12 protein-coding genes are annotated in these 15,816 nt (G+C 70.6%); 5 read left to right on the forward strand and 7 right to left on the reverse strand.

Annotated features, from left to right (window positions below):
• Positions 1–47: 47 nt before the first annotated feature.
• Entirely contained in the window at positions 48–461 is a 414-nt protein-coding gene (locus AB5I40_RS22440) for a DUF2000 family protein (RefSeq protein WP_370932102.1), read from the reverse strand.
• Positions 462–511: 50 nt separating this feature from the next.
• On the opposite strand from AB5I40_RS22440, the gene AB5I40_RS22445 reads away from it, so the two are divergent.
• Together AB5I40_RS22445 and AB5I40_RS22450 are read left to right on the forward strand one after the other, a co-directional pair.
• Positions 512–1,273, forward strand: coding sequence for an AraC family transcriptional regulator (locus tag AB5I40_RS22445; protein ID WP_370932103.1), 762 nt, complete (start codon positions 512–514; stop codon positions 1,271–1,273).
• A 27-nt stretch (positions 1,274–1,300) separates the two neighbouring features.
• Complete coding sequence (locus AB5I40_RS22450) at positions 1,301–1,882, forward strand: HhH-GPD-type base excision DNA repair protein (RefSeq protein WP_037816165.1); 582 nt, start codon at positions 1,301–1,303, stop codon at positions 1,880–1,882.
• A 1-nt stretch (position 1,883) separates the two neighbouring features.
• Here the strand turns inward: AB5I40_RS22450 and AB5I40_RS22455 are convergent, their stop codons facing one another.
• Together AB5I40_RS22455 and AB5I40_RS22460 are read right to left on the reverse strand one after the other, a co-directional pair.
• Positions 1,884–2,528 (reverse strand): spermidine synthase, encoded by a 645-nt coding sequence (locus AB5I40_RS22455; protein WP_370932104.1) that lies wholly within the window; start codon positions 2,526–2,528, stop codon positions 1,884–1,886.
• 13 nt (positions 2,529–2,541) lie between these two features.
• On the reverse strand, positions 2,542–3,732 hold the full coding sequence (locus tag AB5I40_RS22460; RefSeq protein ID WP_370932105.1) for an MFS transporter: 1,191 nt from the start codon (positions 3,730–3,732) through the stop codon (positions 2,542–2,544).
• A 109-nt stretch (positions 3,733–3,841) separates the two neighbouring features.
• On the opposite strand from AB5I40_RS22460, the gene AB5I40_RS22465 reads away from it, so the two are divergent.
• Positions 3,842–4,165, forward strand: a complete 324-nt coding sequence (locus tag AB5I40_RS22465; protein ID WP_370932106.1) for an ArsR/SmtB family transcription factor — start codon at positions 3,842–3,844, stop codon at positions 4,163–4,165.
• Between the two features lie 185 nt (positions 4,166–4,350).
• Positions 4,351–5,529, forward strand: a complete 1,179-nt coding sequence (locus AB5I40_RS22470; protein ID WP_370932107.1) for an MFS transporter — start codon at positions 4,351–4,353, stop codon at positions 5,527–5,529.
• A 9-nt stretch (positions 5,530–5,538) separates the two neighbouring features.
• Here AB5I40_RS22470 and AB5I40_RS22475 read toward each other — a convergent pair whose 3' ends face one another.
• Entirely contained in the window at positions 5,539–5,850 is a 312-nt protein-coding gene (locus AB5I40_RS22475) for a DUF3017 domain-containing protein (RefSeq protein ID WP_370932108.1), read from the reverse strand.
• On the reverse strand, positions 5,850–6,704 hold the full coding sequence (locus AB5I40_RS22480; RefSeq protein ID WP_370932109.1) for a bifunctional methylenetetrahydrofolate dehydrogenase/methenyltetrahydrofolate cyclohydrolase: 855 nt from the start codon (positions 6,702–6,704) through the stop codon (positions 5,850–5,852). The genes AB5I40_RS22475 and AB5I40_RS22480 overlap by 1 nt, the downstream gene beginning before the upstream one ends.
• 265 nt (positions 6,705–6,969) lie before the next feature.
• Here AB5I40_RS22480 and AB5I40_RS22485 point away from each other — a divergent pair, with 265 nt between their 5' ends.
• On the forward strand, positions 6,970–11,745 hold the full coding sequence (locus tag AB5I40_RS22485) for a glycohydrolase toxin TNT-related protein (protein WP_370932110.1): 4,776 nt from the start codon (positions 6,970–6,972) through the stop codon (positions 11,743–11,745).
• Between the two features lie 59 nt (positions 11,746–11,804).
• Here the strand turns inward: AB5I40_RS22485 and AB5I40_RS22490 are convergent, their stop codons facing one another.
• Together AB5I40_RS22490 and AB5I40_RS22495 are read right to left on the reverse strand one after the other, a co-directional pair.
• On the reverse strand, positions 11,805–12,392 hold the full coding sequence (locus AB5I40_RS22490; protein WP_370932111.1) for a pentapeptide repeat-containing protein: 588 nt from the start codon (positions 12,390–12,392) through the stop codon (positions 11,805–11,807).
• Positions 12,393–12,482: 90 nt separating this feature from the next.
• Positions 12,483–15,815, reverse strand: coding sequence for an error-prone DNA polymerase (locus tag AB5I40_RS22495; RefSeq protein WP_370932112.1), 3,333 nt, complete (start codon positions 15,813–15,815; stop codon positions 12,483–12,485).
• Position 15,816: the final 1 nt, after the last annotated feature.

Below are 15,816 nucleotides of genomic sequence, written 5' to 3' on the forward strand. Positions count from 1 at the left end.
CTTGCGATCTTGGCAGGATTCCCTTCGCCGCGGCGGAAAAACTCCGTTCAGCCGTGCAGCTGAGCGCCCTTGAGGATCTTGTCCACCGCGTTCTTCGGCCCGTGCACGGCCATCCCGGCCAACGCCAGCTTCTCCCCCGGCACGGCCCGCACCGCCGCGCGATTGTCGACGTCATTGCCGGTCTGGAACAGCTCGTCGGTGAAGATCGAGAACCGCAACCCCCGGGTGAGCGCCCGGCTGTGCGCCAGCGCGAGCGTCTCGGCAGTGCCCGCGAACACGAGTACCGGCTGGCGGAACATCGGCAGGTACTCGGTGTCGTCGGCGTCAAGGTAGGGCTCGCCGATCAGTTCGGACGTCGTGTGGGCCACGCCGCTCACCAGGAACGCCGTGACATTCAGCCGTTGCCACGAGGCCAGGTCGTCCCGCAGCAGCACGGCGATCTTCGTGTCGAATCGGTTCATGCGGGACAGCATCGGCTCCGTGCCGCGCGCGGGTCTTGTACGTTTTGAACATGACGGTGTCGGCCTGGCGCCCTCCGGTGCCCGGAATCGCCGAGGCGTTCCACGCCCGGTTCACCGACCACGCCTACCCCGCGCACACGCATGACACCTGGACGCTGCTGATCGTCGACGACGGCGCGATCAGCTACGACCTCGACCGCCACCACCACGGCGCACTCGGCACGGCCGTCACGCTGCTGCCGCCGAACGTCGCGCACGACGGCCGCGCCGCCACGAGCCAAGGCTTCCGCAAACGCGTGCTCTACCTCGACGCCGACGTGCTCGGCGACGACCTGATCGGAGCCGCCGTCGATCAGCCGAGCCTGCCGGATCCGTTGCTGCGCACGAGAATCCATCAGCTGCACCAGTCGCTCGCCGAACCGTTGGAAGCCGAAAGCCGCCTCGCCCTCGTCGCCCAACGCCTGCGCCTCCATCTCGGCCGCCCGACCGTCACCCCACCCGACCGCAGCCTGGCCGACGACCTGCGCGACCTCCTGGACGAACGCCTGCCCGATTCGCTGACGCTGGCCGACGCGTCGGTGGTGCTGGGCGCACACCCGGTCCACCTGGTCCGCGCTTTCGGCCGCCGTTTCGGACTGCCGCCGCACCGGTACGTCACCGGCCGCCGCGTCGACCACGCCCGCAGGCTGCTGCTCGACGGCACCCCGCCCGCCGCCGTCGCCAGCACCGCGGGGTTCACCGACCAGGCACACCTGACCCGCCACTTCCGCCGCTATCTGGGCACCACCCCGGCCCGCTTCGCACGCGGCTGACCGGGCGGTTTGTGCGAAGATGGCCCCATGCTGCGCGAACTGCACCTGACCGGCGACCCGGCGGCCGACAAGCTGCTCAACGACGACCCGTTCGCCCTGCTCACCGGGATGCTCCTGGACCAGCAGTACCCGATGGAGCACGCCTTCGCGGGCCCGCGGAAGATCGCCGACCGGATGGACGGCTTCTCACTGCAGAAGATCGCCGCCACCGACGTCGAGGCATTCGTGGAGATGTGCGTGGTCCCGCCCGCGATCCACCGCTACGGCGGCTCGATGGCCCGTCGCGTGCACGCGCTGGCGCTGCACATCATCGAGAACTACGACGGCCGCACCGAAGGCATCTGGCTAGACGGCCGCCCCAAGCCGGACGGCGAAGAGGTGCTGAAGCGACTCAAGGCACTGCCCGGTTTCGGCGAGCAGAAGGCGAAGATTTTCCTGGCGCTGCTGGGCAAACAGCGCGGCGTGGCTCCGAAAGGCTGGCGCGAGGCTGCCGGTGCGTACGGGGATCGCGGGTCTCGCCGGTCCATTGCGGACGTGACGGACGCCAAGACGCTTGGTGAGGTGCGCGCGTTCAAGAAGGCCGCGAAGGCCGCCGCAAAGGCGAACTGACTCAGCCCCGCGCGAACCAGACCACGTCCGGTTCCCCTCGCGGCACCGGAATCTCCACCACGTCCACCTCGGCGAACCGTTCCCGCAACCGAGCCGTGAACCCCGGTGCCGCGCCCGCGCTCCACACCGCCAGCACTCCGCCCGGACGCAGCAGCTGAGACAGCCGGTCCAGACCGGAAGCCGCGTACAGCGAGGCGTTCCCCTCGGTGACTGTCCACTCTGGACCGTTGTCGATGTCCAGGCACAGCGCGTCGAAGGTCTCGCCGGTCGTCCGCAGCCACTCCAGCAGATCCGCCTCGACCACGGTCACCCGCGGATCGTCCAGCGCCCCGCCGTGGACCTCGCGCAACGGGCCGGTGCGGTTCCACGAGATCACCGCCGGTTCGCGTTCCACCACGACCACGGAGCCGACCGCGGAGTGGTCCAGCGCGGCGCGCAACGAAAACCCGACGCCGAGACCGCCGATCAACACCCGCGCGCCGGGGGCGAGCCGGTCGGCGGCTCCGGTCACGAGCAGCCGTTCCGACTCGCCGTTTCGGGTGTCCATCAAGAACATCCCGTTTTCGATCACCTCGAACTCGGCGCCGTCGCGCCGCAGCACCAGTTCGCCGCCGTGCCCGGGCACGGTCTCCAGTACCTCCGCCACGCCCGGCAGCTTCTCAGACCGCGACCTCCTCGCGGACCTCAACCCGCTTCCTCGTGCCCCAGAAGAACACGACCACCAGCGCGGCCGCGGCGGCGAGGATCGCGGCGATCTCCGGCAGGACGGTCGCCCCGGCCGAGGTCAGCACCGCGCCGCCAACCACGCCGGACAGTCCGACGCCCAGGTAGATCGCCGACGCGTTGAGCGACAGCGCGAGACCGGCGTGGCCCGGCGACAGCTCGATGAGCCGATGCTGCACCGGCGGGCTGAACGACCAGTTCGCCACGCCCCACACGAACAACGTGATCCCGGCCCCGACGACGGTCGTCGCGGTGAACGGCAGCAGCACCATCACGGCGGTGAACCCGGCGAGGATGATCAGCAGCGGCTTGCGCGGGCCCCACCGGTCGGCCGCGCGGCCGCCGGCGAAGTTGCCGATCGCGCCGCCGATGCCGTAGCAGAACAGCAGGACCGTGACCGTCCCGCCGGAAACCCCGGCCGTGGCGGACAGGACCGGCGACACCAGCGTGTAGACCATGAACGCGGCGAGGCAGGCGAGCGTGGTGGTGACGAGCAACGCGACGATCCGCTTGTCCCGGGCGACCGCGAACCGCTCGGCGAGCCTGACCGCGGGCGGCGGCGCGACCTTCGGCAACGCGACCCGCACCCCGAGCGCGCCGAGTGCCGAGAGGATGCCGACGAACAGGAACGCGCCCTCGTAGCCGAACTGCTGGGAGATCACGCTGCCCAGCGGAACGCCGAAGATCAGCGCGATGGTGAGCCCGCCGAACACCAGCGAAACGGCTCGGCCGCGACGGTCCGGCGTGGTCAATTCCGCGGCGACCGCGGTGGCGGCCGGGGTGTAGACGGCGGCCCCGATCGCCGTGACGACCCGCGCGATCAGCAATGTGGTGTAGCCCGGCGCGACGGCCGCGAAGATGTTCCCGACCGCGGCCACCGCGAGCGCGGCGACCAGCAGCGTGCGCCGTTCCCACCGGCCAGTGGCCGCGGCGAACAACGGCGAGCCCACCGCGTACGCGATGGCGAACGAGGTGACGAGCTGCGCCGCGGCCGTCGCGGAGATGTGCAGCTCGGAGGTCAGCGCCGGCAGCAGCCCGGCCACGATGTAGCCGCTGGTGCCGACGCCGAAGGCCCCGAACGCGAGCACCGAGTTCCGGGCCGCCGCCGAGGACGAGACGCTGGACATGAATGTCCCCCCAATGAGACCTGAACGGATAGTTCGATGAACGTCGTAGTTCGATGACGACCGTACACGGCCGCACCGACAATTTCGACAGCCGTCGTACTATGGACGCATGCCCGCTTCCGTGCCGCTCCCGCCGCTCGCCTATCCGCACCGCGACGAGATCACTGTCGAAGCGGTGCTCCGCGCGCTGGCCGACCCGGTCCGCCTGGCGATGGTCCGGCAGCTCGCGAACTCCGAAACGGAGATCTCGTGCAGCGGTTTCGAGGTGCCGGTGACCAAGTCCACACTCACCCATCACCTCGCGACGCTGCGCCAAGCGGGCGTGATCGTCGGCCGCCAGGAAGGCACCACCCGGTACAACTCCTTGCGCCGCAACGATCTCGACGCGCTCTTCCCCGGCCTGCTCGACGGCGTATTGGCCGCGCCGCGCTGAGCGGTCGCGCTACGTGGCGGGCCTCACCCGAATACCGGGATGACAAGGCCGCCCTCCATCGGTTCAACTAGAGCGAGACAGCACGACGACGTCGGGGCTGTCTAGTTTTTTGCCCTCGTTCTAAAGCGCTTCAGAAGCCTGCGACCCAGGCGCTGAGCAATCGTTTTCTCCAGGAAGGGAGAGCCGTGCCCGTCGCGTTGCTCGCGCTCGCCGTCGGTGCCTTCGGCATCGGTACCACCGAGTTCGTGATGATGGGTGTGCTGCCCCTGACCGCCGCGGACTTCCACATCGACATCCCGTCCGCGGGCTACTTCATCTCCGCCTACGCGCTCGGCGTCGTGATCGGCGCGCCGCTGCTCACCGCACTGGCCGTCCGGCTGCCGCGCAAGACCATGCTGCTGGCGATGATGGGCCTGTTCACGGTCGGCAACGCGCTGTTCGCGCTCTCGCCGAACCAGGACTTCGGCATCGCGTTCCGGTTCCTCGCCGGCCTGCCGCACGGCGCGTTCTTCGGGGCGGGCGCGGTCGTCGCGTCCAGCCTCGCGCAGCCCGGCCAGTGCGCGAAGGCCGTGTCGATGATGTTCATGGGCCTGACGCTGGCGAACGTCATCGGCGTCCCGCTCGGCACGCTGCTCGGCCAGCAGGTCGGCTGGCGCGCGACGTTCGGCGTCGTCGCGGTGATCGGCCTGCTCGCCATCGCTGCCATCGCGAAACTGGTGCCGCACCAGGGCCGCCCGGCCGATCCGTCGATCCGCGGCGAACTGGGCGCGTTCCGCCGTCCGCAGGTATGGCTGGCGCTGGCGATCGTGATGTTCGGGCTCGGCGGCGTGTTCGCCTGCATGTCCTACATCGCGCCGATGCTGACCGACGTCGCCGGATACTCGCCCGCCAACGTCACGGTGCTGCTCTCGCTCGCCGGCGTCGGCATGACGATCGGCAACTACCTCGGCGGACGGCTCGCCGACAAGAAGCTGATGCCGAGCCTGTACGTCGCGCTGCTCTCGCTGGCCACCGTGCTCGCGATCTTCACCGTGACCGCGCAGGGCAAGGTCGGCGCGGCGATCACGATCTTCTTCGTGGGCGTCGCGGGCTTCATGATCGGCCCGATGATGCAGGCGCGGATCATGGAGAAGGCGGGCGGCACGCCGTCGCTGGTTTCGGCCGCGGTGCAGTCGGCGTTCAACATCGCCAACTCGATCGGCGCGTACCTCGGCGGCCTGGTCATCGCGGGCGGTCTCGGCCTGCTGGCCCCGAACTGGGTCGGCTCGCTGCTGGCCGTGCTCGGGGTGTCGATCGCCGCGGTGTCCGGATTGCTGGACCGGCGCGAGGCGCGGGTCCAGAAGGAACTCGCGCTCGCGTCCTGACGGGTCCGGTCAGGACGTGGTGTCGAGCGGGCCGCCGGCGATCGACAGCGAGATGTAGAGCACCGCGGCGCACAACGCGCCGTAGGTGAGGATGTCGACGGCCTTGCCGCGAATCGCCAGCAGCCCGGCGCGCTCCTCCGGCAGCACCGCGCGCAGCGCACCGGCCACGAACAGGGCGACGCCGACCAGCGCCGCACCCTCGCGCCAGTGGTACTGCAACGCCCGCACCACAGCCACGGCCAGCAGCAGCATGATCACCGCGAACGGCACGTGGACGAGCCAGGGACGGTCGCCGCGCTGCCGTTGACCGGTCATCGCCATCAGCGGGCGGCCGCGCGTTCCGCGGCCTCGACGACGTTGGTGACCAGCATCGCCCGCGTCATCGGGCCGACGCCGCCGGGGTTCGGCGAGATCCAGCCGGCCACCTCGGCGACCGCAGGGTCGACGTCGCCGGTGAGCTTGCCGTCCACATGGGAAACGCCGACGTCCAGCACCGCCGCGCCGGGTTTGACCATGTCCGGCTTGATGATCCCGGGCACGCCCGCCGCGGCGATCACGATGTCCGCGCGGCGCACCTCGGCCGCGAGGTCACGGGTGCCGGTGTGGCAAAGCGTGACAGTGGAGTTTTCGCTGCGACGCGTGAGCAGCAGGCCGAGCGTGCGGCCGACGGTGATGCCACGTCCGACCACAGTGACCTGTGCGCCGTTCAGCTCGACGTCGTGCCGCTTGAGCAGCTCGATGATCCCGTACGGGGTGCAGGGCAGCGCGCCCTTTTCGCCGAGCACCAGCCGGCCGAGGCTGATCGGCGCGAGGCCGTCGGCGTCCTTCTCCGGATCGATGCGCTCCAGGACGCGGTTCGCGTCGAGGTGCTTCGGCAGCGGCAGCTGGACGAGGTAGCCGTGGCAGGCCGGGTCGGCGTTCAGCTCGTCGATGACGGCCTCGAGCTTCTCCTGCGAGATGTCCGCGGGCAGGTCGCGGCGGATCGAGTTGACGCCGATCTTCGCGCTGTCCGCGTGCTTCATCTTCACGTAGGAGTGGGAACCGGGGTCGTCGCCGACCAGCACCGTGCCCAGCCCAGGGGTGATCCCCTTCTCCGCGAGCGCGGCCACTCGCGGGCGCAGCTCTGCGAAAATGGCGTTCTTCGTGGCCTTGCCGTCGAGAATCTTCGCCGTCACGGCGGCCATTGTCGCAGAGCCGCCGCGGGCTGCCGGTCAGGAGTGGGTTCTGCACTCTGTGTGTCCACGACACCACCCGATCGGCCCGCGCGTCTTCCGTCGAATCAGCCGTCCCGGGTCTTAAGCTGGAGAGGCTCCACCGCATCACCCACCCTGGCGTGTGACCCGTGCCATATCGCGTCCGCCGAGGTCAGCGGGCACGTCCACCGGCCCGAGGGTGGCAAAAGCCCTATGCGGGGTGCGTTCGCGCGCGCGAACAGTCAAAATGTTCTCTGTGGCACAACCGACGACGCAGCTGAACGCGACGGAGCAGGACACTCTGGTCAAGCAGATCGGACTGGCCCTGCTGCGCGCCGCCCCGCGCGACTGGCGCAAAGTCTCCGCGGAGTACCGAGCCGTCGGCAGGTACCACGAGCTGACCGGCGAGATCGTGCTCGAAGACGGCTCCGCCCAGGAATGGATCGCGACGCACGACATCGCGACCCTCTTCGGCAGGCTCCGCGCGGGCATGTACCGCGACGGCCGCGGCACCTGGTTCAACGCGCGGTACCAGCTGGACCACCCCTCCAGCTACAACCTCGAGTACAACCGCGACGAGCCCGGCTGGCACCTCGCCCCGCCGCCCCAGGCGTACTCCGACGAGCTGCGGATGTTCCCGCGCACCGAGGAGAACGTGCCCGAGTGGCTGATCCGCCGGATGTCCGGCCTCGGCCCGGAACAGCCCGGCCCGCACTTCCGCATCGCGCGGATCTTCGACACCATCGGCCCCGCCGGCCGCCCGGTCATCAACCGTCCCGATCTGGACGTCGACGAGCAAGACCGGCTGCTGGACTATCTGGACCACGCACCGCTCGTGGTCCAGGACCGCGGCTACGACATCGACCGGCTCGCCCAGACTCCCGAAGCGACAGTGCCGGTCGCCTTCCATTCCGATGGCCACTGGATCTGGCCGGCCGCGGTGAACTTCTACCTCCGCACGTACGGCGTCTCGCCGGAAGCGGACCTGATCGAGCACATCCGGGCCAACGGGTTCCAGCTTCCGCAGGTCGACGAGCTGACTCTGCAAGGTGCGGCGGCTTACCTGACTCGGGGGAGCCAGACTCCTCAGCAGCGGCCCGCTCCTGGGGCTGGTGCACCGGGTGGGCCTGCTGGCGGACCCGTCGCTGGCGGGCCTGGTGGACCTGGGGCCGGTGGGCCGGGCTCCGGTGGGCCCGGTGCTGGCGGACCTGGCGGGCCCGGCGCGGGTGGACCTAGCGCTGGCGGACCAGGTGGACCTGGCGGCACCGGAACTCCTGGCGGCCCCGGTGGCGCGGCTAACGCTGGCGGCCCCGGCGGTGCAGGCGCACCGGGCGGACCTAACGGCCCAGGCGGACCGAATGGCGTTGGCGGTCCCGGTGGCCCCGGTGGCGGATTCGATTCCCACGGCCCGGGCTCCGGCGGCCCCGCCGCTGACGGCCCCGGTTCCGGCGGACCTGGCGGCGAGAGTTCCCGTGGCCCAGGCGCAGCCGGAATTGGCGCAGCAGCGGCCGGACTCGGCGCAGCCGGCCTGGGCGCGGCCGCACTCGGCGCGGCCGGTGGTAAGGGCGGCAGCCCCGAGAACTTCCACCCGGCCGACGACTTCGGAACTCCCGGCTCCGGCAGGCCCGGCGCGACCGGCAGCCCGGAGAACTTCCGCCCGGCGGACGACTTCGGCAGCCCCGACTCCGGCAGGCCAGGCACCCCTGGCCCCGACCGGCGCGGCCCGGCCGACGAATTCGACAACCGCACTCCCGGCAGGCCCGACGACTTCCACCCCGCCGACGACTTCGGCGGCTCCGACAGCTACGGCTCGGCAAACGAATTCGGAGCCCCCGGTTCCGGCAGCCCCCGCGCAGCAGGTCAGCCAGAGGGCCCTGAGGGCTACGACTCGGCGAACGAGTTCGGAGCTCCCGGCACCCGCAGGCCCAGCGCAGCAGGTCGGCCAGATGCCCCCGAGGGTTTCGACTCGGCAAGCGAATTCGGCACCCGCAGGCCCGGCGCAGCCGGTCAGCCAGATGGTCCCGAGGGCTACGACTCCGCGAACGAGTTCGGAGCCCCTGGTTCCCGCAGGCCCGGCGCAGCGGATGCCCCCCGCGCGGCAAGCGGCCAGGACGATTTCGGCCACGACGGTCTCGGCCCGGCCGATGAGTTCGGCGGCCCGGAGTCCGGCAGGCCCGGAGCAGCAGCTGACCCAGACGGTCTCGGTCGCCCCCAGGAATTCGCCGGTCCCGATTCCGGCAGGCCCGGCGCGGCTGGCCGGCCGGACGCCGCCGACAGCTTCCGTCCGGCCGACGAATTCGGCAGGCCCGGCGCAGCGGACGAATCCGGCTACGACGACCGCGGCGGTGCTGGCGCACGTGGCGGTTCGGAGGATCCCTTCGAACCGGCCGCACGTGGGTCCGACCGACCTGGTCCGCAGGACCCGGGCGCGCAGGATGCTCAGGGCGGTCCGCAGGGCACTCGAGGGTCCGGCCCGGTCGCGGGCGGGCCGGACAGTCCCGGCGGGTCGCGCGGACTGGGTGTAGCTGCCGCGGCGGGGGCGGCGGGCGTCGTCGGCGCGGCCGGGTTCGCCGGTTCGCGCGGAACTGACGAGCAGGCCGATCCCCGCGACGCGAACGGCACCCACGCCGAATCCGGCCACCCGCACGAGGCTGGTTACGACGACCGAGCCCACGACGCCGCCGGTTACGACCAGCCCGGCCACCACGACGCCGACGGCTACAGCCAGCAGGATCACCCTGACTCCGCCTACGACCAGCAAGGTTACGACCAGCGGGACCACGCCGAGGGCTACGGCCAGCACGACCAGGATTACGACGAGTCCGGCTACCGCGACGCTGCTCCCCACGGCGAATACGACGAATCCGCACCGCACGACGCCCGCGGATACGACGCTGAGCACGGCTATGAGGGCCACGAGAGCGGTTACTCCGACCAGCACGGGTACGAGGACGCCGCATCCCACGAGCAGTACGCCGAGCCGCACGGATACGACGAATCCGCCGGTCAGCACGGGCACGACGAGGCGGGTTACGACGAGTCCGCGCACCACGCCGATGGCCCGGCAAGCGGGTACGACGAGCACCTCGACGCGCACGGGAGCAAGGTCCCCGGCGTCGGCGCGTTCGAGCAGCCCGACCCGCGAGCAGAGGACGGGCTTGTCGGCGCGGACGGACTCATCGGTGCCGACGGGCTCATCGGCGCGGACAGCTCCGCCGACGAACCGGCCTCGAACCGGCACACCGCCGAGCCGGACGCGGGGCGTCGCGGCGCAGCGGACAACGACCAAGAGGGTGGCCGTCGGCGGGCGCAGCCGGATGCCGAGGCGGACGACAGCCGTCGGGAAGACGTGCGGCTGAACGCCGAGGACGGCGGACGGCGCGGCGCGGAAACCGGCAGCCAGGCCGAACCGGCGGACGAGCACGGCAGTCACGTCGGCGCGGCTGCGGCCGGGATCGCCGCGGCTGGCGGCCTGGCCGCGGCCGGGCTGGCCGCCGCGCACGGCCGGGGTCGCGAGAAGGAGGCCGAGGGTCGCCACGGCACCGCGCCGGAGCGTCCCGCGGAGCCGCCGTTCGAGCAGGACTTCGACGGCGCGCAGTACGACCGCTACGACAACGGTCACGACGGTCATTACGACGACGAAGACCACACCGACGTCCACCACGACCTCGTTCCGGGCCGCAACGGCACCGGCCCGGGGCACCCGGACGACGACGAGGACCAGACCGACGTCCACCAGCCGGTCGACGCCGGGCACGACGAACCGGTGCTCTTCACGCACAGCAACGAGCCGTCCCGCGACGACGACGAGCAGCGGGCCGAGCTGTTCACGCACTCCAGCGGTTACGAGGACGACAACCGCCGCGAGGCCGAGTACGACTCGGGCCCGCCGACCGCGATGATCATGCCGGGGGCCGAGATCCCCGGCGGGCTTCCGGTGCCGGAGATGCCGGTGCCCCCGGCGTCCGGCGGGCGGCGCGCGGCACGGGAGCAGGCGGAACCGGCCCCGGTCGCGCGGCGGGAGCAGCCGGCCGAACCGGAGCTGGCCGACCTGCAGGCGAAGCTCGACGAGCTGAACGTGCCCGAGGCCGCCTACCGGCTCGGCGGCCCCACCGAACGCGGGTGGAGCGTCGAGCAGGTGGGCGAAGGCTGGCGCGTCGGCTGGTACGACGGCGAGCTGATCAACCCGGCGGTGTTCGGCGACGCGGAGGACGCCGCGGCGTTCATGCTCGGCAAGGTGCTGCTGTACCCCGACGGGTATGTCGCGCCGGAAGCCCCGGCACCGGCCGAGCCAGTCGCGGACGCGCCGAAGCCGCCAGTGGTGGCGACGTTGTCGCCGGAGGTCGCGACGGGTTCGTTCCCGGTCCGGCCCCGCGAGAACGTGCCGCCGCAGGAGCAGACCGCGTTCACGCCAGCCGATCAGCTGCTGGCCGACGACGAACCGCCGGCCCGGCAGACTCCGCCGCCCGCTCCGCCGACGCAGATCGCGGCACCGGTGAGCCCGCCGACCCAGGTGGCTCCCCCGGTCAGCGCCCCGCCGACGCAGATCGCCTCGCCGGTCAGCGCACCGCCCACCCAGGTCGCGCCTCCGGTCGGCCCGCCGCCGCGGCGGGAACCGCCGGTGCGACGCGAGGAACCGGTGCGTGCCAACGGTTCCGGGGGCAGCGGGCAGTGGCCCATCGCGCCGCTGTCCGGGGAACCGCCGCTGACCCTGTTCCGCGGCAAGGAACTGCGCGAACTGCCCGCGGGCAGCGAACTGGACCGCTTCGGCGGCCCGAACGGCAACCTGACCTACGCGGCGGGCACCCCGTTCGAGGAGCGTTCGCTGGTGCCGGAGTGGGTGAACCGGCCGTACCACGTGTACCGGGTGCAGCGGCCGCTCGAAACCCTTGCCGGGGTGGCGATCCCGTGGTTCAACCAGCCGGGCGGCGGGTCGGCGTACCTGCTTCCGGCCAGCATCGAAGAGTTGCTCGCCGAGGGCGACCTGATCGAACTCGACCCGGGCGAACCGCCGATCGACTGAGCACGCGGAAAAGGGGCGGGGCCAGCGGGCTTCGCCCCTTTTCCCTGCTCGGAAACGAGCTACTTGACGACCAAGCCATGAGCCGCGGCGAACGACACCGCCAGTTCGACATCCACGTACGCGCCGCGCAGATCCGCCTGCACCAGCCCGTTCGCGTCGACGACCGCGCCGCGCAGGTCGGCTCCGGGAAGCTTCGTGCCGATCATCCGGGCCCCGGACAGATCCGTGCCCCGCAGGTCGGAATCCGTCAGATCCGCCTCGTTGAGGTTCACTTCCCGCATCCGCAGGCCCGACAGGTCCAGTTTCCGCAACCGGCCGCGCGCGAACGACGCCAGCGACAGATCGCATTCGGTCAGCGCGATCCCGGTGTATCGACAGTCCACAAAGGACGAACCAAGCAGCGAGCACGACGACCAACGGCTGTCGGCGAGCACTGAACGGTCGAACGTGCAGGAGCGGAACGCCGTCGCGTCGTGCCGCGAGCCGGCGAGGTCGACCTTGGTGAAGTCGCAGTTGTCGAAGGTGCAACCGCGAGTGCGCAGGTCGCGCAGGTCCGCCTCGGTGAAGTCGCAACCCACGAACTGGCGTTTTTCCCACCACTGGCCGGAAAGTCGCGCTTCGGTGTAGTCCTCGCCAGTCTCCGTCACCCCGACAGGATGACATCAGCCCCGATGCCGCCTCGTCGACGGGGTGGCTGCGAGCCGCCGGAAGGCGTGTGTCCACGCACTGCCCGCCGGTCATCGGAAGTCCCGCGATCTCGTGGGAATCCGCAGCGTCAACTGCTCGAGTTTCTGTGCGCGCACGCTCGCCACGCCGTCCGCCTTTTCGAGCACGCCGTGCACCAGCAGCGCCGCGCTGCCTCGCGCGATCCGGTGGAACCGTTGCCACAGCCCGAGTGTGCAGATCACGTTCACCATGCCGGTCTCGTCCTCGAGGTTCAGGAACGTGACTCCACCGGCGGTCGCCGGACGCTGGCGGTGCGTGACCGCTCCCCCGACGAGCACCCGTTCCCCGTCGTCCCGGCCCAGCAGCTGGTCGGCGGTGATCACCCCGAGCGCGTCGAGCCGGTCGCGGATGAACTCCGTCGGGTAGCTGTCCGGCGAGATCCCGGTGGCCCACACGTCGGCGGCGGCGAGGTCGAGCCCGTCCATCCCGGGCAGCATCGGCGCGTCCACGCCGACGCCGGTGCCGGGAAGTTTCTCCGGCCGGTCCTGCGCGACCGCACCCGCGGACCACAACGCCTGCCGCCGGTCCGGGCCGAACGCGCTGAACGCGCCCGCGGTGGCCAGCGCCTCCAGTTGCGGCGTGGTGAGCCGGACGCGCCTGCCGAGGTCGGACATGCTCTCGTACCGGCCGTTCGCCCGCCGTTCCGCCACGATCTCCTCGGCCAGCGTTTCGCCGATCATCCGGACAGTGCTGAGCCCGCCGCGCACCGCGTGGAGTTTTCCGTTGTCCGGCAATGCTTCCAGCGTCGCGTGTGGGAGACTCAGGTTGATGTCCGGGCCGAGCGTGGTGACGCCGTGCCTGCGCGCGTCCGCCACCAGCGACTGCGGCGAGTAGAACCCCATGGGCTGCGCCCGCAGCAGGCCCGCGCAGAACGCGTCCGGGTGATAGTGCTTGAAGTACGCGCTCGCGAACACCAGATGCGCGAAGCTCAGCGCGTGGCTTTCCGGGAAGCCGAAGTTGGCGAACGCCTTGAGCTTCTGGAAGATCTTCTCCGCCAGCTCCGCGTCCACCTCGTTGGCGACGGCTCCGTCGAGGAATCGTTTGTGCAGCCGTTCCATTTTCCGCTGCGACCGTTTCGACCCCATCGCGTGCCGCAACTGGTCGGCCTCGGCCGGGGTGAAGCTCGCGACGTCAAGGGCGATCTGCATCATCTGCTCCTGGAACAGCGGCACCCCCAGCGTCTTCTCCAGTGCGTTCTTCAGCCGCGGATGGTCGTACTCCCACTTCTCGCGCCCTTGTTTGCGGCGGATGTACGGGTGCACCGAACCGCCCTGGATCGGGCCGGGGCGGATCAGCGCGACTTCCACGGCCAGGTCGTAGAATTCCCGCGGCCGCAACCGCGGCAAGGTCGCCAGCTGGGCCCGGCTCTCCACCTGGAACACGCCGATCGCGTCGGCGCGGCAAAGCATGTCGTAGACGTTCTGGTCGTTGAGGTTCAGCTCGGCGAGATCGATTTTCTCGCCCTTGTATTCCTCGACCAGGTCGAGCATGTAGTGCAGCGCGGAGAGCATGCCGAGCCCGAGCAGGTCGAACTTCACCAGCCCCGCCGCGGCGCAATCCTCCTTCTCCCACTGCAGCACGCTGCGGTTCTCCATCCGCGCCCATTCGACCGGGCACACCTGGCTCACCGGCTCCCGGCACATCACCATGCCGCCGGAGTGGATGCCGAGGTGGCGCGGGAAGTCTTCGAGCGCGAAGGCGAGTTGCACGACGTCGCGCGGGATGTCGTGGTCGTGGTCCTTTTCCGTGCGCTGCAAGGCGCCCCAGCGGTCGATCTGCTTGCTCCACGCGTCCTGCTGGCCGGGCGAGTAGCCGAGCGCCCTGGCGGCGTCGCGGATCGCGGAGCGGGCGCGGTAGGTGATCACGTTCGCGACCTGTGCGGCGTTGAGCCTGCCGTGTTTGCCGTAGACGTACTGGATCGCTTCCTCGCGCCGGTCGGACTCGATGTCGATGTCGATGTCCGGGTAACCGTCGCGGTCGGGCGCGAGGAACCGTTCGAAGAGCAGGTGGTACTCGATGGGATCGACATTGGTGATCCCGAGCGCGTAGCACACCGCCGAGTTGGCCGCGGAACCTCTTCCCTGGCACAGGATTCCGCTCTTCCGGCAGAACCGGACGATGTCCCAGACGATCAGGAAGTACCCGGGGAACTCGAGTTTCTCGATCACCGCCATCTCGTGCTCGATCTGCTGCCAAGCCTTGTCCTCGTGGGCTTTGCCCGAGTAGCGCTCTTTGAAGCCCTCCTTGACAAGGTTTCGCAGGTGCGTGGTCTCGGTCTCGCCGGGAGGCACGTCGAACGGCGGCAGTTCCGGCGAGAGATGCTCAAGCAGGAAGGCGCATTCCATGCCCAGCAACGCCGACCGCTGCACCGCGCCCGGGTACCGCTGGAAGACTTCCGCCATTTCGTTGCCAGAGCGCAAGAACGCGGCGGCGTCGCCGGGCAGCCAGCCTTCGAGGTCGTCGATGCTGCGCCGGGCGCGGATGGCGGCGAGCGCGTCCGCGAGACGGCCGCGTTCCGGGCGGGCGTAGTGCGCGGCGGTGGTGGCGACGGTGGGCAGCTTGAGTTCGCTGGCCATCTCGGCGAGCAGGTCGTTGTGCACGCTGTCGAGCGGCTGGCCGTGGTCGATCAGTTCGACGTACACCTGGGTTTGACCGAAGAGGTCGACTAATCGACGCAGCTCGGCGAGCGCGGCGTCCGGGCCTTCGCGCACCAACGCCGAACGCACGGATCCCTTGCGACAGCCGGTAAGCACCGCGCATTTCCCCGCGACTTCTTCCGCTACCGCGTGCAAATCGTAGATCGGACGGCCTTTTTCGGCACGCTCCGCTTTTTCGTCTTCGTGGCCACGCAACTGCCCGGCAGTGATCGCGCGGCACAGGCTGCGGTAACCGTCGTCGCCGCGGGCCAGCAGGAGGAGGTGTTCGCCTTCGGGGTCGGCGACGCCGTTTTGCGGCCCGGACAGCCCGAAGCTCAGCTCGGTGCCGAATACCGTTGCGACGCCTAGCTCTTTGGCCGCTTCGGCGAAGCGGACCACGCCGTACATGCCGTCGTGGTCGGTGAGCGCGATCGCGTCGAGCCGCAGCCGCGCGGCCTCCTCCACCAGTTCCTCGGGGTGGCTGGCGCCGTCGAGGAAACTGAAGTTGGAGTGGCAGTGCAGTTCGGCGTACGCCACTCGCGGCCCGGCTTCCAGGTCGCTGCGCGGCGGCGGGATGTCGGCGGGGCGGCGGTACGCCTCGCGTTTGCGGCCCCACGCGGGACTGTCGCCGTGGTCGCCGGGCGGCATCCCGCCCGACAGCGCCCGCGCGAGATCCTTCCACGGGACCGGCGGATTGTTCCAGCCCATC

This window comes from Amycolatopsis sp. cg13 (genome assembly GCF_041346965.1).
Taxonomy (GTDB): domain Bacteria; phylum Actinomycetota; class Actinomycetes; order Mycobacteriales; family Pseudonocardiaceae; genus Amycolatopsis.